At 63.3% G+C, this 18,164-nt stretch carries 16 protein-coding genes; 6 read left to right on the top strand and 10 right to left on the bottom strand.

The features are described 5' to 3' along the window. Positions 1–11: 11 nt before the first annotated feature. From phoU to phoR, 3 genes are all read left to right on the top strand, one after another. The gene (gene phoU, locus AC07ZH_RS13225) at positions 12–713 is read left to right on the top strand and encodes a phosphate signaling complex protein PhoU (protein WP_119110435.1); all 702 of its coding nucleotides are present in this window, start codon (positions 12–14) and stop codon (positions 711–713) included. Beyond that, entirely contained in the window at positions 713–1,426 is a 714-nt protein-coding gene (gene phoB / locus AC07ZH_RS13220; protein WP_495200137.1) for a phosphate regulon transcriptional regulator PhoB, read from the top strand. The genes phoU and phoB overlap by 1 nt, the downstream gene beginning before the upstream one ends. Positions 1,427–1,543: 117 nt before the next feature. Then, positions 1,544–2,881: a phosphate regulon sensor histidine kinase PhoR gene (gene phoR / locus AC07ZH_RS13215; protein WP_495200136.1), complete on the top strand. Its 1,338-nt coding sequence runs from the start codon at positions 1,544–1,546 to the stop codon at positions 2,879–2,881. Between the two features lie 16 nt (positions 2,882–2,897). On the opposite strand, the gene AC07ZH_RS13210 is transcribed toward phoR, so the two are convergent. The 4 genes from AC07ZH_RS13210 to trxA all read right to left on the bottom strand — a co-directional run bounded on the left by AC07ZH_RS13210 (position 2,898) and on the right by trxA (position 6,917). After that, positions 2,898–4,601 carry a hypothetical protein gene (locus tag AC07ZH_RS13210; protein WP_495200135.1) on the bottom strand — a complete coding sequence of 568 codons (1,704 nt, stop codon included), beginning with the start codon at positions 4,599–4,601 and terminating at the stop codon, positions 2,898–2,900. 142 nt (positions 4,602–4,743) lie between these two features. Next, positions 4,744–5,001, bottom strand: coding sequence for a type B 50S ribosomal protein L31 (locus tag AC07ZH_RS13205; protein WP_495200134.1), 258 nt, complete (start codon positions 4,999–5,001; stop codon positions 4,744–4,746). A gap of 80 nt (positions 5,002–5,081) precedes the next feature. Further along, a complete protein-coding gene (gene rho, locus AC07ZH_RS13200; protein WP_119110440.1) occupies positions 5,082–6,344 on the bottom strand; it encodes a transcription termination factor Rho in 1,263 nt (420 codons plus the stop codon). Positions 6,345–6,584: 240 nt separating this feature from the next. Next, the gene (gene trxA, locus AC07ZH_RS13195) at positions 6,585–6,917 is read right to left on the bottom strand and encodes a thioredoxin TrxA (RefSeq protein ID WP_119110441.1); all 333 of its coding nucleotides are present in this window, start codon (positions 6,915–6,917) and stop codon (positions 6,585–6,587) included. Positions 6,918–7,050: 133 nt separating this feature from the next. Between trxA and AC07ZH_RS13190 the strand changes: the two genes are divergently transcribed. Together AC07ZH_RS13190 and AC07ZH_RS13185 are read left to right on the top strand one after the other, a co-directional pair. After that, the gene (locus AC07ZH_RS13190; RefSeq protein WP_495200133.1) at positions 7,051–8,409 is read left to right on the top strand and encodes a TIGR03862 family flavoprotein; all 1,359 of its coding nucleotides are present in this window, start codon (positions 7,051–7,053) and stop codon (positions 8,407–8,409) included. A gap of 72 nt (positions 8,410–8,481) precedes the next feature. Then, entirely contained in the window at positions 8,482–9,408 is a 927-nt protein-coding gene (locus AC07ZH_RS13185; RefSeq protein WP_495200132.1) for an adenylate/guanylate cyclase domain-containing protein, read from the top strand. Between the two features lie 107 nt (positions 9,409–9,515). Here AC07ZH_RS13185 and AC07ZH_RS13180 read toward each other — a convergent pair whose 3' ends face one another. From AC07ZH_RS13180 to AC07ZH_RS13160, 5 genes are all read right to left on the bottom strand, one after another. Next, entirely contained in the window at positions 9,516–10,763 is a 1,248-nt protein-coding gene (locus AC07ZH_RS13180; RefSeq protein ID WP_495200131.1) for an acyl-CoA dehydrogenase family protein, read from the bottom strand. A gap of 27 nt (positions 10,764–10,790) precedes the next feature. Beyond that, entirely contained in the window at positions 10,791–11,876 is a 1,086-nt protein-coding gene (locus tag AC07ZH_RS13175; protein WP_495200130.1) for a phosphotransferase, read from the bottom strand. Between the two features lie 13 nt (positions 11,877–11,889). Beyond that, positions 11,890–12,609, bottom strand: coding sequence for a Crp/Fnr family transcriptional regulator (locus AC07ZH_RS13170; protein WP_495200129.1), 720 nt, complete (start codon positions 12,607–12,609; stop codon positions 11,890–11,892). 111 nt (positions 12,610–12,720) lie between these two features. After that, on the bottom strand, positions 12,721–13,500 hold the full coding sequence (locus tag AC07ZH_RS13165; RefSeq protein ID WP_495200128.1) for an oxepin-CoA hydrolase, alternative type: 780 nt from the start codon (positions 13,498–13,500) through the stop codon (positions 12,721–12,723). 6 nt (positions 13,501–13,506) lie between these two features. Next, positions 13,507–15,027: a 3-hydroxyacyl-CoA dehydrogenase gene (locus AC07ZH_RS13160; protein WP_495200127.1), complete on the bottom strand. Its 1,521-nt coding sequence runs from the start codon at positions 15,025–15,027 to the stop codon at positions 13,507–13,509. 103 nt (positions 15,028–15,130) lie between these two features. Between AC07ZH_RS13160 and AC07ZH_RS13155 the strand changes: the two genes are divergently transcribed. After that, positions 15,131–17,176, top strand: coding sequence for a type IV pilus assembly protein FimV (locus AC07ZH_RS13155; RefSeq protein WP_495200126.1), 2,046 nt, complete (start codon positions 15,131–15,133; stop codon positions 17,174–17,176). A 154-nt stretch (positions 17,177–17,330) separates the two neighbouring features. Here the strand turns inward: AC07ZH_RS13155 and AC07ZH_RS13150 are convergent, their stop codons facing one another. After that, positions 17,331–18,164 carry an alpha/beta fold hydrolase gene (locus tag AC07ZH_RS13150; protein ID WP_495200125.1) on the bottom strand — a complete coding sequence of 278 codons (834 nt, stop codon included), beginning with the start codon at positions 18,162–18,164 and terminating at the stop codon, positions 17,331–17,333.

Genomic DNA, 18,164 nt, shown 5'->3' with positions numbered 1-18,164 from the left:
CCGGAGGCAACATGACAGAAAAGCACCTATCCTCGCAGTTCGATACCGAGCTCAATACCGTTTCGGCCCGTGTCATGGAACTCGGCGGGCTCGTGGAATCGCAGATCGGTCACGCCATCCGCGCCCTGTCGCAGTTCAGCCTGGAGGCCGTGGACACCGTAGCCACGCTAGAGACACGTATCAATGCGCTCGAAGTCGATATCGACCGCGAGCTCTCCACCATCATTGCCCGGCGCCAGCCCACCGCGCGTGACCTGCGCCTCTTGATGGCTTTCTCCAAGGCCACGGCCAACCTGGAACGCATGGGTGATGAGGCCAGCAAGATGGCGCGCATGGTGCGCTCCATCATCGAAACTGGCGCGCCGCGCAACCTCCCCACCATGGACCTGCGCGTGGCTGCCGATCTCGCCTCCGGTTTGCTGCACAAGGCGCTGGATGCGTTTGCGCGGCTCGACACTCGGGCAGCGCTGGCCATTCTCAAGGAGGACGACCTCATTGACGAGGAGTTCGATGGCTTCGTGCGCAAGCTCATCACCTACATGATGGAAGATCCGCGCACCATTTCGCCCAGCCTCGATCTACTGTTTATCGCCAAGGCCATTGAGCGCATCGGTGACCACTCCAAGAACGTGGCCGAACTCATCATTTACCTGGTCGAGGGTACGGACGTGCGCCACACCTCGGTGGCCGAGATCGAGTCGGTGCTGCGCTGATGAGGCATCTTCCCAAAGTGCTGGTGGTAGAGGACGAACCGGCGATTGCCGAACTGATTGCCGTCAACCTCAGGCACAACGGTTTTGTGCCCGTGTGGGCCGAAGACGGCCCCAGCGCACAGCGCGAGCTTGACGCCGTACTGCCCGACGTGATTCTGCTGGACTGGATGCTGCCCAGCCAGAGTGGCTTGCAGCTCGCGCGAAAGTGGCGCGGCGACGCGCGCACGCGCGGCATTCCCATCCTGATGCTGACCGCGCGCGGCGACGAGCCCGACAAGGTCGCCGGCCTCGATGCCGGCGCGGACGACTACATCACCAAGCCGTTTTCCACCCAGGAGTTGCTGGCGCGCATCCGCGCCGTGCTGCGCCGCCGTGCGCCTGAGCAGGTTGCGGAGGCGGTGGAACTTGGCGGTCTGCTGCTGGATGCCGCTACGCACCGCGTGATGTATCTGGGCACTGAGCTGCGCATGGGCCCTACGGAATTCAGGCTGCTGCGCTACTTCATGAAGCACCCCGAGCGGGTGCACTCCCGCGCTCAGTTGCTGGACAAGGTCTGGGGGGACCATGTTTTCATTGAGGAGCGTACGGTGGATGTGCACGTCAAGCGCCTGCGCGAAGCGCTGGGCCAGGCGGGCGCCATGATCGAGACGGTGCGTGGCGCGGGCTACCGGTTTTCCGGTCAGGCTGGAGGCGGCTCAACCGTCCCCGACTGAAGCGGCGCCGGAGTTATTCGGCTGTGATGTGCTCTCACATTCATAGCCTGCAGCCCATATGTATAAAGCGCCAGAGGCCAATTTGATCAATTTTTTCTGTTCAATACCCCGGCTCTTATGTCCATGCTGGCCCGCGCGCTGATTTTTTTCCTGGTGCAACTGCTCGGGGCTGCCTTCGGTTTCTGGCTGGGCGGCGTTTGGGCAGCGGTGTGGGTGGGCGCCGGGGTGGTCTGGTGCTGGTTTTTGGTCGATCTGCTGCGATCCGCCCGCATGCTGCACTGGCTACGCGCCGCCCCCGACGGTCCCGCCCCGGCGAGCGTGGGGGTACTGGGGGAAGCCGTGGACCGGGTGCAGCGCCTGCTGCGTGTGCGGGACCAGGCGACGCACGAGAGCGACGAGCGCTTGCATGGGATTCTCGATGCGCTCCAGGCCACGCCCAATGGCGTGCTGCTGCTCGACGACCGGGGCCGGATTGTCTGGTGCAACCAGCGCGCTGCACAACACCTGGCCATCGATGCGCAGCGCGATGTGCTGCAGTTCATTGGCAACCTGCTGCGCGACCCGGACTTTACCGCCTACCTGGCCGGAAAAGACTGGTCGCACGATGTGGTGATCTCCACGCGCCCGGCCGAGAGTGCGCATGTGGCCCGCCTGTCGATCCAGCTGTGCGCGTATGGCGATGGCCAGAAGCTCATGCTGACGCGCGACGTGACTGCAGTGGAGCAGGCCGAAGCCATGCGGCGCGATTTCGTCGCCAATGTGTCGCACGAGATCCGTACGCCGCTCACCGTCGTGGCAGGTTTTATTGAAACCTTGCAAACGCTCACGCTGGATCCCCAGGAAAAGTCACGCTACCTTGCCCTCATGGCACAGCAGGCCCAACGCATGCAACGTGTGGTCGAGGGGCTGCTGGCGCTCTCACGGCTTGAGGCCAGCCCGCCACCCGGAATTGCTGAATGGGTGCCGGTCGCCGCGCTGCTGGAACGCTGCGAGCAGGAGGCGCGTGCCCTTCAGGCACTGATCGCACCGGGGCAGACGCTCCGTTTTTCGCAGTTCAACCGTCCCGAAGATGTGGGTGACATTGCGGGCGTGCCGGCCGAATTGCACAGTGCTCTGGCCAATCTTGTGGGCAATGCCATTCGCTATACCCCGGGTGATGGCAGCGTCGATGTGCAATGGGCTTGGCAGCCCGATGGCAGTGCGGTTTTTTCGGTGCGCGATACCGGGCCAGGCATTGACGCCGAGCACCTGCCGCGCATCACCGAGCGGTTCTATCGGGTCGATCGCAGCCGCTCGCGTGATACCGGCGGCACGGGGCTGGGGCTGGCCATCGTCAAGCATGTGGCGCAGCGCCACGGTGCCCAACTGCTCATCGAGAGTGTGGTGGGGAAGGGCTCATCGTTCCGGATCACGTTTCCCGCCTTCCGGCTGCGCCGGCGGCAGGTGCCGCTTTGAGCGGCTGATGCGCCAATCAGGGCGGGGCACGCCGATACACCACCAGCGTATCGTTGCGGTCTGTTGGTCGGCCGATCCGGCCCGCCAGCACCCACTCCTTCGCGTCGGGCGGTGTGCGCCGCAAGGCCGGGGTGGGAGCATCGTCGGCTTCCACGAGCCAGGGGCATGACGGCGCAGCAGCGGTGAGCGGCTGCATGGTGATGCTGCCAAAGATCTGTAGCGCGGCAAACTGGCCCTGGTCCAGTCCCAGGACATGCACGCAGACGGGGCGGCCGATGAGCGCCTGCAAAGCCCGAACCTGCGGTGCGTCACTGCGCGCATAGTCAAGCATGGGCAACCACAGGGTGGTGAGCAGTAGCCAGCACAGCGTGGTGCCCGCCGCCGGGAGTACCAGCGTTTTCCACAGCGCGCTCTGGTTGCGCCCCGTGCGCCAGACGACCACGGCACACCATGCTGCTGTGGCCGCCAGCGCCACGGCCAGCGCCACAGCGGAAAATTCTGGCCGAAAGCCGTGTGCCAGCCGGGCGACGTTGGCGGCTGGTTGGGCGGGGATGCCGGTTTGCGTGGAGATCCAGATGACCCAGATCGCAATCGCCGAGGCCGAAAAAAACAGCAGAGTGAACCAGTCGATCAAGGCCGAAACACTGCGTTTGAGCGTGGGCAGTGCAAAGGCAGCGAGCGCTGCCAGCGCCGGCAGGCCCAGCAGCAGCGCGCGGTCTGCTGGCCGCGAGAGGACCGTGGCGCCCAGTGCGCACCCGGCAAACCACATGGGCAGCCACAAATGGCGTTGCAATGACCGGGTGAAGACATGGCCGCGCCAGCGCCACAAGGTCCACAGCGCGAGCGGCCAGGCGGGCCAGGTGAACCACAGCAGCAGGCGTGCGAGGTTGTGCCCGTCTTTCTCGAAATCCGGCCAGAAGACATGCCGCTCCGAGAGGCCCAACTGCCATGCAAGCAGCGCCGCCGCCAGGGTCAGCGCGAGCAGGCCCCAGGCAGCGCGGCCATTGCGTGCGCTGTGCTGCGACTGCTCTGGCGCCCATAGGCACAGCACCGCGCCACCCGTGCCATAGAGCACCGCCAGCACCGGAGCGCCGCTCAGCACCAAGCCGGGCAGACCCAAGGACATTGCCACCCACGGGCCCCAGCGGTGACGGGGCATGGCCGCCAACCCGTAGAACACCAGCGCGGTGGCACACAGCTGTGTGAGATAGGCGGTAGTTTCATGCGAAGGCTGGGCCAACCCCAGGCTGGCGAGCAGCGCAAGCAGCCCACCATCGGCGATGGCACGGGCATAGCCTGCGGGTGAGGCCTCACCGCCAAAGGCAAATGCCACGGGCTGCGCACCAGGGCTGCGTGCCAGTGCATAAATACCCCACCAGGTGGCCCACAAGGTCAGCACCAGCAGCAGTGCAAAGGGAATCCGGGCGGCGAAGATGGCAGGCAGGATGCCTTCTGTGCCTTGCAGGGCCCAGGCACCAATCCAGTAGGGCAGCAAGCCATCTGATTCCGGCGGAAGCCCGCCCAGCAGTGGCGCCAGCCATGGCGTATGCCCCTGCGCCAGTTGCAGCATGTAGCCATAGGTGGTGACGTCCGCCCCGCGCCAGGGGTCGCGGCCAATAAAACCTGGCAGCACGTAGGCTGTGCACAGCAGCAATAGCGCCCAGCGCGGCAGTGGTCGCACGGCGCTGTGGGGAACGATGGCGGGAGTCGGTTGGTTCACACGGAATCAGGCGATAGATTTGCAGCCAAGCATACGGGCAAACAAAAAGACAGCGCGGTTTCCCGGGCTGTCTTCCGATGGGTGCGAGGGCGCTGGCGTTTGGAGGTGGCTTTTGAGGGCCCGCCAGTGCGCTTGCCGTTGCTTACTTGGCCGTTGTCTTGCCGAAGCGGTTGCGGAAGCGCTCGACGCGGCCACCCATGTTGTCGACCGACTTTTGCGTGCCCGTGTAGAAGGGGTGCGATTCGCTGGAGGTATCGAGCTTGAACAGCGGCAGTTCACGGCCGTCGTCGGTCTTGCCCATTTCCTTGGTGTTCGCACACGAACGCGTGACGAACTTGAAACCGTTGGAGAGGTCCACGAAGAGCACTTCGCGGTAGTTGGGGTGAATGCCTTCTTTCATGCTGATCCTTGAATGTCGCTGCGGGAGCCGGGCCAGACCATCTGACCTACTTTCCGCAAAAAAGCCTGCAATTATAACTTTTATCCGCCGCGGCGCATCATGTCGAAGAACTCGACATTGCTCTTGGTGGCCTTCATGTTCTTGATCATGAGCTCCATGGACTCAATTTCGTCCATGTTGTACATGAACTGGCGCAGGATGCGTGTCTTTTGCAGGATTTCTGGCGCCAGCAGAAGCTCTTCACGTCGCGTGCCGCTCTTGTTGAGCTCGATGGCGGGGAAGACGCGCTTTTCGTAGAGGCGGCGACTGAGGTGAATCTCGCAGTTGCCTGTCCCCTTGAACTCTTCAAAGATCACTTCGTCCATCCGGCTGCCGGTATCGACCAGTGCCGTGGCGATGATGGTCAGCGACCCGCCTTCTTCTACCTTGCGCGCTGCGCCGAAGAAACGCTTCGGGCGTTGCAGGGCATTGGAATCGACGCCGCCTGACAAAACCTTTCCCGACGAGGGCACAACGTTGTTGTAGGCGCGTGCCAGACGGGTGATGGAGTCGAGAAGGATGACGACATCCTTCTTGAGCTCGACCAGGCGCTTGGCGCGCTCGATCACCATTTCGGCCACGTGCACGTGGCGCGCGGCGGGCTCGTCGAAGGTGGAGGCAATGATCTCGCCCTTCACCGTACGCTGCATTTCCGTCACTTCTTCCGGTCGCTCGTCCACCAGCAGCACCATCAGGTGCACGTCGGGGTTGTTGGCCGTGATGGCATGGGCGATGTGCTGCATCATCACTGTCTTGCCGCTCTTTGGGGGCGCTACGATGAGTGCGCGCTGGCCGCGGCCGATGGGCGCGATGATGTCGATGATGCGGCCGGTGATGTTTTCTTCGCTCTTGATGTCCCGCTCAAGCCGCATGTGTTCCTTGGGAAACAGCGGCGTGAGGTTCTCGAACATCACCTTGTGCTTGTTCTGCTCGGGCGGGCCGTCGTTGACCTTGTCGAGCTTGGTGAGCGCAAAGTAGCGTTCGCCGTCCTTGGGCGTACGCACCTCGCCCTCGATCATGTCGCCAGTGTGCAGATTAAAGCGCCGTACCTGGCTGGGGCTGATATAGATGTCGTCGGTACTGGCGGTGTAGCTGGTGTCGGGGCTGCGCAGGAAACCAAAACCATCAGGCAGGATTTCCAGTACGCCATCGGCAAAAATCTGCTCGCCCGCCTTGGCGCGCTTCTTGATGATTGCGAACATCAGCTCCTGCTTGCGCATGCGGCCGCCGTTTTCGATGTCAAGCGCTTCCGCCTGCTGGAGGACTTCGGACACGTGCAGTGCCTTGAGTTCGTTGAGGTGCATGGAGTGACTCCTGAGCGGAGTTGGTAGAAATCAGGGAAGAGGCTCTGTACCAGGAAGGCCGCTGTGAGCGGATCTGTCAGGCCTGAAGTGCTCGAATCGGACGCCGGGGTTTGCGTAGCGGAGAGCGGAAATGATTATGACAGGAAAAACTCAGGACAAGGCCAACGGGCGATTGCGGCTCGTGGATCACAAAAAAGAGCTGCGCGGACTGCGGGCTGGCCGCAGCAGCGCAGGCTTGTCTCAGGCCAGTTGCTGGTCGATGAAGGCGGTGAGTTGTGCCTTGCTCATGGCGCCCACCTTGGTAGCGGCAAGCTCACCGTTTCGAAACAGCATCAGCGTTGGAATGCCACGGATGCCATAGCGCGCTGGCACCTCGCGATTGTCGTCCACGTTCATTTTGGTGACTTGCAGCTTGCCTTGGTAGCTGCCAGCTACTTCGTCGAGGATGGGGGCAATCATCTTGCAGGGGCCGCACCACTCGGCCCAGTAGTCCACCAGGACGGGCGTTGCAGACTGAAGCACGTCGGCTTCGAAACTGGCGTCTGAGAGGTGCTTGATGAGATCGCTGGCCATGCTTTTCCTTTGATCGATGCGAAACAGATAGAGTACCGCGATTGTGACAGAAACAGACTCCCACCCACCCTTGGGAGGGTCTAAGTTTGCTATGACTGTCATAGCGAAAAACGATATATGAAGGACTAGAAAATTGGACGATCCTATAAGCCAGGCCGGCACGGCTGTTGATGCCGTGGTGGTGGGTGGGGGGCCCGCGGGCTTGATGGCTGCCCAGCAGCTTGCCGCCGCCGGATGGCGCGTTCATCTCTACGATGCCATGCCTTCTGTGGGGCGCAAGTTCCTGCTCGCGGGCAAAGGGGGGCTGAATCTGACGCATTCGGAGCCCGAGTCGGCCTTCGTACAGCGTTACGGCGACCGTGCGCCCTGGGTGGCGCAGTGGCTGGCAGAGCTGGGGGCGCCGCAAGTGCGGGCCTGGGCACAGAGCCTGGGGGTGAGTACCTTCATTGGCACTTCTGGGCGTGTGTTTCCGCAGGAGATGAAAGCGGCGCCTCTTTTGCGTACCTGGTTGTCACGCCTGCGCGCTGCCGGGGTGCAACTGCACATGCGGGAGCGCTGGCGGGGCTGGGCCGATGATGGAGCGCTGCTGTTGGAAGGGCCGCACGGTTCGCACCGTGTGCTGGCGCGCACGGTGGTATTGGCACTTGGGGGTGCGAGCTGGCCGCAATTGGGCTCGGATGGGGCATGGGTGCCCCTACTTGCCGCTGATGGGACGCAGGTGGCGCCGCTGCTGCCCGCCAACTGCGGCTTTGATGTCGTGGGTGGGGCGGCTCTGCGCGGCGAGAATCGGCGGGAGTTTTTTAAAGACTTGGTGGGGCAGGGCGTGGCGCAGGCCAGCGGCTGGAGCGCTCATTTCTGCGAGCGCCATGCAGGCGCAGCGCTGAAATCGGTAGCGCTGTCATTTGTGGACAGTGTGGGCAATCGTTTTGTGCGGCGCGGCGAGTTTGTGGTGACCAGTACAGGGGTGGAAGGTAGCCTGATCTATGCAGTTTCCGCGCTCTTGCGCAACGAAATTGCACGCAGCCACAGTGCCACGTTCTATCTGGATTTGTTGCCTGATCACCCTGCCGAACGGGTCACTGCCGAGGTTGCGCATCCCCGTGGCTCCCGATCGTTGTCCACCCATCTGAAAAGTCGCTTGGGTCTCTCGGGCGTGAAGCTGGCCTTGCTGCACGAACTGCTGACCAAAGAACAACTCAGCGATGCTGCTGTCCTGGCGGCCGCCATCAAGCATTTGCCGGTGACGGTACTTGCAGCGCGGCCTGTCGCGGAGGCCATCAGCACGGCGGGCGGCGTAGCGCAGGAATCTCTGGACGCGCACCTGATGCTCCGCTGTCGCCCTGGTGTCTTTTGCTGCGGCGAGATGCTCGACTGGGAGGCGCCGACGGGCGGCTATCTGCTGACGGCGTGCTTGGCCAGCGGGCGCATGGCAGGGCAGGGCGCCGCCCACTGGCTGTCCGTGCCGCGAGCCGATGCGACTGTGGGTGCTTAGCGACAGTGGGCCCACGACTGCAGGCTGCTGCCCTAAACTGTTTTACTTACCGCCTGCCTGAAAAAGCACCCCTTGCGCACCTTTGCCACCGTCATGTTTGCCGACTTGTCGGGAAGCGCCGCGTTGTATGAATCCCTTGGCAACGAGCGAGCTTCCAAGGTGGTCAGCCGCTTGACCCGCTGGATGGGTGACATCGTCGTGGCCTATGGTGGCCGCGTCGTCAAGGAGCTGGGCGATGGTGTGCTGAGTGTGTTTGTGGAGGCCTCTGCGGCGATCACGGCCGCAGCGGCCTTGCAGCGCAGCCACCAAGCGAATCTGGCGCGCTGGGCTGAGCCCCTGCGCATGGCGGTTCGTATCGGCATCGCCAGCGGCGAAGTGATGGAGCTCGATGGCGATACCTACGGAGACGCCGTCAATGTGGCATCGCGTTTGTGCGAGCGTGCGCTGGCCAATGAAGTGTGGGTGACTGACGCCACGGCCGTGGACGCTGGCGCTGTGCTGCAAGTGCAATTTCGTCGTCTGGGCGCCTTCGACATTCGCGGCAAGTCCGAATCACAGGTGGTGTACCAGGCAGATTGGCGCCAAGACCTGCCGCAGGACGCGTTGACCCAACACGCGGGGTTGTCGAGTTTGGTTGCGCCCATTGACCATGGAGCAGCGAGCGTGGAGTTGGCCTGGCTGGACGATATGCGCAGCTTTGGTTCGGAAGAAGCGCCTCTGCACATAGGGCGCTCGCCTGAAGCGGACTGCTTTGTACACGACCCGCGTGTCTCACGCACGCACGCGCGCATCGACTGGCGCCAAGGGTGCTTTACGCTCACCGATGTGAGCAGCTTTGGCAGCTGGGTGCGCTTCGATGGCAGCGAGACAGAAGTGCGTTTGCGGCGTGACGCCTGCATGCTGCATGGCAGTGGGCAGATATCCCTGGGCACGCCCTTTGGAGCGGATGCCCCGGTGCTGACGTTTCATGTCCGGGATGGGGACGTGCACGGCGCTTAGCGTTTGGTTTTTGAAAAAATATACGTAAAAATAGCTACTAGCGCTTATGGGGTAAGCGCTAGTAGCTATGGTTTTTGATATATCTGAGGCGTACTGGGTGGTGGCCGTCAGTGCGCTTTGGGTGCTGCGTATTTGCCCAGCTCCATCTTGGCGATGGAAGCGCGGTGCACTTCATCCGGGCCGTCGGCAAAGCGCAAGGTGCGTGCGCCGGCGTACGCGTAGGCAAGCGGAAAATCGTCGCTCACGCCGCCACCGCCGTGCGCCTGTATAGCCCAGTCAATCACGTCACAGGCCATGCTGGGCGCGACGACCTTGATCATGGCGATTTCGGTCTTGGCGACCTTGTTGCCAGCCACGTCCATCATCCAGGCGGCCTTGAGCGTCAGCAAACGTGCCATGTCGATCTTGCAGCGTGCTTCGGCAATGCGCTCCTGGGTCACGCCCTGCTGCGCTACGGTCTTGCCGAAGGCGACGCGCGAAAGCGCGCGCCGGCACATCAGTTCCAGTGCGCGTTCGGCCAGACCGATCAGGCGCATGCAGTGGTGGATGCGCCCTGGGCCAAGGCGTCCTTGCGCGATTTCAAAACCACGGCCTTCGCCCAGCAGGATGTTCGACGTGGGGACCCGGACGTTTTCAAACAGCACTTCGGCGTGGCCATGCGGTGCGTCGTCGTAGCCAAAGACGTTTAGGTTGCGCAGGATCTTGACGCCGGGGGTGTTGGCAGGCACCAGCACCATGCTTTGCTGCGAGTGGCGCGGCGCCTCGGGGTCGGTCTTGCCCATGGTGACGAACACGGCGCAGCGCGGGTCGTTGGCGCCGGACGTCCACCACTTGCGGCCGTTGATGACGTAGTCGTCGCCCTGGCGCTCGATGCGGGTCTCGATGTTGGTCGCGTCGCTGGAGGCGACGGCCGGCTCGGTCATGGCGAAGGCCGAGCGGATCTTGCCTTCGAGCAGTGGCTTGAGCCAGCGCGCCTTGTTCGCTTCGTCGCCGTAGCGTGCGATGGTCTCCATGTTGCCGGTATCCGGTGCCGAGCAGTTAAAAACCTCGCTGGCCCAGACGACGCGGCCCATGATTTCGGCCAGCGGTGCGTATTCCTGATTGGTCAGCCCCGCGCCCTGGTAGCCCGAGGCTTCGGCGGTGTCCACGGGCAGGAACAAATTCCACAGCCCCGCAGCCTGCGCCTTGGGTTTGAGGTTTTCAATGGTCGACAGCGGCGTCCAGCGCTTGCCCGCCTGGGTGTTGGCGGCCAGCTCCCGTGCCAGGTCTGCTTCAGCGGGGTAAATGTGTTCGTCCATGAACCTGATCAGGCGTGCCTGCAAGTCCTTGGTCTTGGGGGAATAGTCAAAGTCCATGGAGTTCTCCTTCAAAAATGGAAGCCGCTAGCTGCGCTGGGCAAAGCCCCAGGCCATTTCCGCCAGCGGCCTTGCGCCGGTGGCCGATGCCTTGGCTTGGGCGCTCGACGCCGTGCCTGTTTCGACGCGCTTGGCAATGCCTTGCAAGATGGCTGAGAGCCGGAACAGGTTGTAGGCCAGGTAGAAATTCCAGTCGCGCGCAAGTTCCTCGGGGGTAGCAAGGCCCGTGCGTTCGCAGTAGCGGCGGATGTACTCGGCTTCCGAGGGGATGCCCAGCGCCGCGTGGTCCAGCCCGCCGATGCCGCGAAACATGCCGGGCGGAATGTGCCAGGCCATGCAGTGGTAGCTGAAGTCGGCCAGCGGGTGGCCGAGCGTGGACAGCTCCCAGTCGAGCACGGCAATGGCGCGCGGCTCGGTGGGGTGGAACATGAGGTTGTCGAGGCGGAAGTCGCCATGCACGATGGACGTGCGTGCCTCGTCTCGCGCGCCAGCGGGAATGTGTGCGGGCAGCCACTCCATGAGCCGGTCCATCTCGGCAATCGGCTGGGTGATGGACGCCTGGTACTGCTTGCTCCAGCGGCCGATCTGGCGCTCGAAATAATTGCCTGGCTTGCCATATCCCGCCAGGCCACGCTCGGCATACGGCACGGTATGCAGCGCAGCGATCACGCGGTTGGTTTCGTCGTAGATGGCACCGCGCTGCGCGGGCGTCATGCCGGGCAGGGCCTGGTCCCACAGCACACGGCCTTCCATGTACTCCATGATGTAGAAGGCGCGTCCGATGACGGATTCGTCCTCGCACAGCACGTGCATGTGTGGCACGGGCACGTCGGTGCCTTGCAGCGCGCTCATGACGGCAAATTCGCGCTCCACCGCATGCGCCGAGGGCAGGAGTTTGGCCACCGGACCGGGCTTGGCGCGCATCACATAGCTGCGGCTCGGCGTGACCAATTTGTAGGTCGGATTGGATTGGCCGCCCTTGAACATCTCCACCTGCAAAGGGCCGGCAAAACCTTCCAGCCGCGGCGCCAGCCAGGCGCTCAAGGCTGCGGTGTCGAATGCGTGTGTGTCAGACACCGGGCGTGTGCCAACAAAATGGTCAAAGTTGCTCATGGGTGGTACATGCTCAGTTGTCGAGCTCGGTCAGGCGCATCAGCGCGGGGCGGTCGCACACCACCAAGCCACCCGGCTCGATGCGGATGATGTCGTCCCGCTCCATGGCCTTGAGTTCCTGGTTCACCCGCTGGCGCGAGGCGCCCAGGAGCTGTGCCAACTCTTCCTGCGCCAGTTGCAGGCCAATGCGCATTTCGTCGTTGTGGGACAGGCTGGAGATGCCGTAACTGCGCACCAGGTGCAACAGTTGTTTGGCCAGGCGCGCGCGCAGGGGCAAGGTATTGAGATCTTCCACCAGACCGTAGAGCTGGCGAATGCGCCGCGCATGCAGTCGCAGCATGGCTTCGTAGAGCTCGACGTGCACCGCCAGGATTTTTTTGAAATCGCTCTTGGCTACGCACAAGATGGTGGTTTCCCCATGGGCATAGGCGTCGTGTGTGCGCCGGTCGCCGTCGAAGATGGAAACGTCGCCAAACCAGATGCCCGGCTCCACGTACGTCAGTGTGATCTGCTTGCCCGAGATGGAGGTCGAACTCACGCGTACCGCTCCCTTGGCGCAGGCGATCCAATCCTCCGGTGGATCGCCACGGGCGCAGATCAGGCTGCCGTCCTTGAAACGTTTGACGTAGGCGCATCGGAGAATGTCGTGTCGCAGCGAAGGGGAGAGGGAAGAAAACCAGCGACCAGAGTTGATCGCCTCGCGTTCGTCGATAGTAAGAATAGGGTCGTCCATGGTCTGTCTTGTGGGTGACTGGTGGCGGTTTTATTGTCGCGTCCGGGACCGGCTGGCCCGCGCTTGCGATGTCTCCTGGGTGTCTGGCACGCACGTGGCCAGCAGCATTTTTCAGCGGAAATGGGGCCTGCGTTTGTCCAGGAAAGCTGCAATACCTTCGCCTGCGTTGGGGTGCTGCAGGTTGCGGACAAAGTGCTTGCGCTCCTCGGCCAAATGGGCATGCAGATCGTTGGTGCGCGCCTCGGCGAGCAGTTCCTTGACGCTGGCGAGCACATTGGGCGCGCGCGCATGGAGGGCTGCGCACAAATCCAGAGCACCGCCCAGCGCAGCGCCGGGATCGGTCAGCCGGTTGACGATGCCGAGCGCATGCAGGCGCTCGGCTGGCAGCGTATCGCCCAGCATCAGCCACTCTGCCGCCAGCGTGCGCGGAATGGCCTGCGCCAGAGCCCAGCTTGCACCGCCATCAGGTGACAGGCCGACGCGGCTGTAGGCAAGCGAGAAGCGTGCGCTGCGCGATGCCACAAGAAAATCGCAGGCCAGAGCCAGAGCGAAGCCTGCCCCCGCAGCCACACCTTCGACTGCTGCAACCACGGGTTTGGGATAGGTTCTGAGCGCTTCGATCCAGTCGTGCAGAGCCGTCACGCTGGCCGCCTGCACCGCGGGATCAAGCGTGCGGTTGGCCTGCAGCCGCACCAGGTTGCCCCCGGCACTGAACAGGCCATCGGCACCCGTCAACACTACGCTGCGGATATCGGTGCTTCGCTCGGCACCGTTGAGCACTTCGATGCCGGCGGCATAGATGTCGGGGCCCAGCGTGTTGTGCTGATCGGGGTTGCGCAGCGTCAGAACCAGGGTCTGGCCCTCGGTGTGGCTTAGGAGTTCGGCAGCCATGGCGTGTCAGCCCTCTGTGTGGGTGAGGCTCAGACCCAGTGCACCGCGTCGGCGCAACCAGGGGCTGGGGCGGTAGCGCGGGTCACCATACACGGTCTGCAGGTTGAACAGCACTTCCAGGATGTTGGTCGGCCCCCAGCGGTCGCCCATGGCGAGAGGCCCAAGTGGGTAGGCCAGGCCGAGCGTGACGGCAAGCTCTAGGTCGGAGGGGCTGCAAATCGCCTGCTGGCATATGTCGCTGGCGATGTTCACGATGTGCGCCACCACGCGCTGCGTGACAAAGCCGCCGCTGTCGCGCACGACACTCACGGCTTTGCCGTCGCGTGCAAAGAGTGCATGCGCAGCGTCGCGCATGTCCGAGCGCGTCGCCGGGTTGGTGGCCAGCACACGGCGCCGTGTGCTGGCGTCGTCGATGAGCATGTCGATGCCGACGGTGCGCGCCGGGTCCAGCCGCTCCACCACCGCAACCGTGGTGATATCAAAGCCCAGCGGTGCCACAAGACACAAGGCCTGGCTGGACGGTGCTGACCCGGTTTCAATGGACGCGCCGAGGTCCTTGAGCAACTGGTAAATCTCGGCACGGCGCGCGGCGCGAGGGGACACCCATACCGCCGGGATCACGTTCACCGCAGGGGTCGGCGCTTCTGTGGGCACCTGGGCCACCCCTTGCTCGTAGCGGTAGAAACCTTCGCCGCTTTTGCGACCCAGCACGCCTGCGGCGAGGCGCTGTGCGGTGATCACACTGGGGCGAAACCGGGGTTCTTCGTAGAACTGGTGGTAGATGGATTCCATGACCGGGTGCGACACATCAAGCCCGGTAAGGTCCATCAGTTCGAAAGGGCCCAGGCGAAAGCCCACCTGGTCACGCAGAATGCGGTCGACCGTCGCGAAGTCGGCCACACCTTCGGAGACGATACGCAGCGCTTCCGTACCAAACGCCCGGCCTGCATGGTTCACGATAAAGCCGGGAGTGTCTTGTGCGCGCACCGGCGTATGCCCCATGCGCACGGCCAGGTCCGCGAGGGCGTCACAAGTGCGTGGATCCGTCTTGAGGCCGGGCACCACTTCCACCACCTTCATGCGAGGTGCCGGGTTGAAGAAGTGAAAACCGCAAAAGCGACCCGGGTGGGCCAGCCTGACGGCCAACGCCGTGATGGGGAGCGACGAGGTATTGCTCGCCAGCACCGCGCCGGGTGAGACGATAGCTTCGAGCTCAGCCAGCAAGGCGAGCTTGGCATCCGTACGCTCAATGATGGCCTCTACCACCAGATCACAGCTCGCCAGTTCAGGCATCTGATCGACCGTGGAAAGCTGGGTTTGCCACCTGGAGGCCGTCTCCGCCGTGCATTTGCCCGTGGCCGCCATGCGCTGCCAATGTGCGGCTATGGCGGTGGTACCGCTTTGTGCAATCCCCGGGCGTATGTCGAGCAACAAAACGGTGCAGCCAGCCTGCGCCGCAAGCTGTGCAATGCCTTGGCCCATGGCGCCAGCGCCCACGATACCGACACGTGAAATTTGCTTTTTCATTGTTTGATTATCCCGTTCGCGTAAATACTGCAATCTATGCAAGAATTACCTGAAGCAAATTGAAAAAAAAGTGAGACTTCGCAATCTTCTCCTAGCCGTCTCGATGGGGGTCGCGGCGAGCGGTGCAGCGGCACTGTCCCTTGGCAATCCCCAGGGCACGGTGGTGCTGGGTAGGCCATTGGACCTCGTGTTCGACGTGCACACCGATGGCGCGCAGTTGGCAGATGCCTGCATCAGCGCGGACGTGACGGCTGGGGACACACCGCTCTCACGCAGCCAAATTCTGGTGTCTCCCGTTGCCCCGAGGGAGGGGCGTGCCACGGCCATCCGTGTCCAGAGCACACAACCGATCAATGAGCCCGTGCTGAGTGTGCGGCTTGCCGCCGGCTGTTCGGGCAGCGTGGTGCGTACCTATACCGTATTGGCCTATCCGGAAACCTCTTTGAGTGCTCGCCAGCTTGCTGCTGCAAGCTTGGCAAACATGCCCCAACAGCCTGCCGCAGGTCTCTCAGGGCCTTCCGGGCGGGCACAAGCTTCGGGTGGCATGCCGGGTCGCCGCACCCAGGCAGTTGCAGAAGCACCCCAGAAGTCTGTGAAGCGACCTAAGCATGGCCGAGCGGGCCACCAAGCTGCCGTGCCCAAGGCAGCGGAAGACTCGGGACGCTCACGCTTGGTCATGGAACCTTTGTCCGATTGGCTGGAAGCGCCTTCCGTATTGCGGGCTTCTCCAGAGATTGCAACGCTGTCGCCCGCGTCTCCAGTGCAGCGTGAAGAAGCCGCTGCACGCTGGCGGGCGCTGAACATGCAGCCGCAAGAGCTGTTGCAGGAGGCGGCGCGCCAGGTTGCACAGGAAACCGAATTGGCCAAGCAGCACGCCCAGGCCGAGCGCGACAAGGCAGCTGCGCTACAGGTTCAACAGGCATTGCAACAACGGGTGGCTGAGCGTTTCTCTGCACAGGTCGTCTATGTCCTCAGCGCGTTGCTGCTCTTGCTTGCGGGGGCGCTGCTATGGATGTGGACGCGGCTTCGCCGGCCGGCGCCTGGCGGCGAGCGCTCCTGGGCGCAGGCGGTTGTGCAAAATACGGAGGCCGCTTCGGCAAGTGCTGCCAGCACTGCGGCTCAGATGGCGTCCGTGCGGGCACCTGTGCATGCTGAGCACTCACTGCGCGTGCGGCCCACTGAGCCAGAGCTTTTGCCATCGGGCATGCTGCCCATTGAGTTCGGACATTTGCAGGAGACCGGGTCGGTGGAGCAGGTCGAGCCCGTGACGCCTGCCACGTCCGATGCGCCTGCACCCGTCGCTGCGGTGGTGAACCCGGAAGATTTGTTCGATCTGCAGCAGCAGGCAGAGTTTTTCGTTTCCGTTGGAGAGCACGACCAAGCCATTGATGTGATGAAAAAACACATTGAGGCCAATCAGACGTCCTCGCCCCTGGCATACCTTGAATTGTTGCGCCTGTACCGGTCACTGAGCCGGATTGAGCAGTTCAATGCGCTGCGTACGCAGTTTCACCGCTATTTCAACGCGCAGGTGCCCGAATTTGCCGCATTCTCTCGCCAGGGAAAGACGCTGTTTGCCTACCCCGAGGTGCTGGCGCGGATCGAGGCCTTGTGGTGCGATCCGTCCGTAGTGCCCTTGCTGCAGGAATTGCTCTTTCGAGGCCAAGCGAGCGAGCAGCAGCGCTTCGATTTGCCTGCTTACGACGACCTTTTGTTGCTGCACGCGGTGGCGCGCACAACGCCTGCCGCCACGCGCGGCATTTCGAGTTCGCGCACGCGTACGACGCCGCTGGAGCCCACGGATTGGGAAACGCCTCAGGCAGAGTTGATTGAGCCCACCGCCGCTCCCGCCAGCAATCTGATGGAGTTTGAGCACGATTGGGCCTTCGAGACCCCTGGGGACCGTCCGGCCGATCCGGCAGCGGCGGCCGGCAGCACGGCGCTTGATCTCGACCTGAGCGACGTGGCGCACCTGGACGCTCTGTCCGAGCAAGCCGAGAGCAGTGCGCCTCTGCCCTTTCTGACGCAGGACGAATTGCCCCCCGTTCCCACCACAGCACCGCCAGCGCCCGATCAACCGGTCGGGTTTGGCAGCAACAGCGACCGCTTCGAGGCGCGGGTCGACCCCGACATACGCAAGCCGCGCTAATGGTCGTCGGCCCCTTTGGGCATGGGTGCAAGACCACCGGTAGCGAGGGCACCTGTTTTTATCTGCCCACAGTGCGTGCGCTGGGTGTGCGAAAACGCTCTTATTTATATAGCTAAAACGCTATGTTTGATAAGCGCTAGGGCCTGTTTTCTTCTTAATTCCTATCGTGGCGATCCACCAGAAAATCGCGCAGCGCCGCCAGCGTTTCCTCCGGCGCTTCGGTCATTTCGTTGTGCCCCACGGGCAGCATGCGCACGGTTACCGCTTTGCCTGCCTGCCTTGCGGCAGCCACCAAGGTCTGTGCTGCCTTGGGTGTCGTCATCTGGTCCTGCGCGCCGAGCACGAACAGCACGGGGCATTCAATGCGCGCCATGGCAGCCTCGCCCCCGGCATACTGGTCGCATGCCATGAACCCTCGGTGAAAGACATTCACCTCGGGATTGCTGGCCAACACCCGCCGGCCCAGCGCCATCTGGGCGCCAAAGACCCAGGTTCCAGGCCCGAGTGCCGAGGGTGGCGCGCACAAGGTGCTGCGGGAGTACACGTTGACCATGCGCAGCGCTGTCTCTGGGGCATTCAGGGCCGCGTCCAGTAGGGCAGGCGACACTTTCATGGGCCACGCCGTTCCCACCAGGGCGAGATGCGTGGCGCGCGCTTTCATGCGGCTCGCCGCCTCTAGCGCAATCAGCGAGCCCCAGCTGTGCCCGACCAAGGCGGCACGCTCCACCCCCAGGGCGTCGAGCAAGGCGATGATGAAATCCGCCGCTTCCTCCACGCTTTGGGGGGCCGCGCCGGCGCTGCGGCAATGGCCGGGCAAATCGACTGCCAGCACGTTCCAGCCATGGTTGGCCAGCCAGCGGCTCTGCATGGCCCAGACGCTGTGGTCGTTGAGCACGCCGTGGATCAAGACGGCGGTGGGTCGAGTCGGGTCGAAGCTGCGCCCGCCGGTGTAGCAATAGGTGTCGTGTCCGTTGACTGGCAAGCGCAT

This window comes from Simplicispira sp. GW247-4R2A (assembly GCF_059424465.1).
Note: the sequence above shows the minus strand (reverse complement) of the source record. Positions and strands in the feature narration are given on the sequence as shown.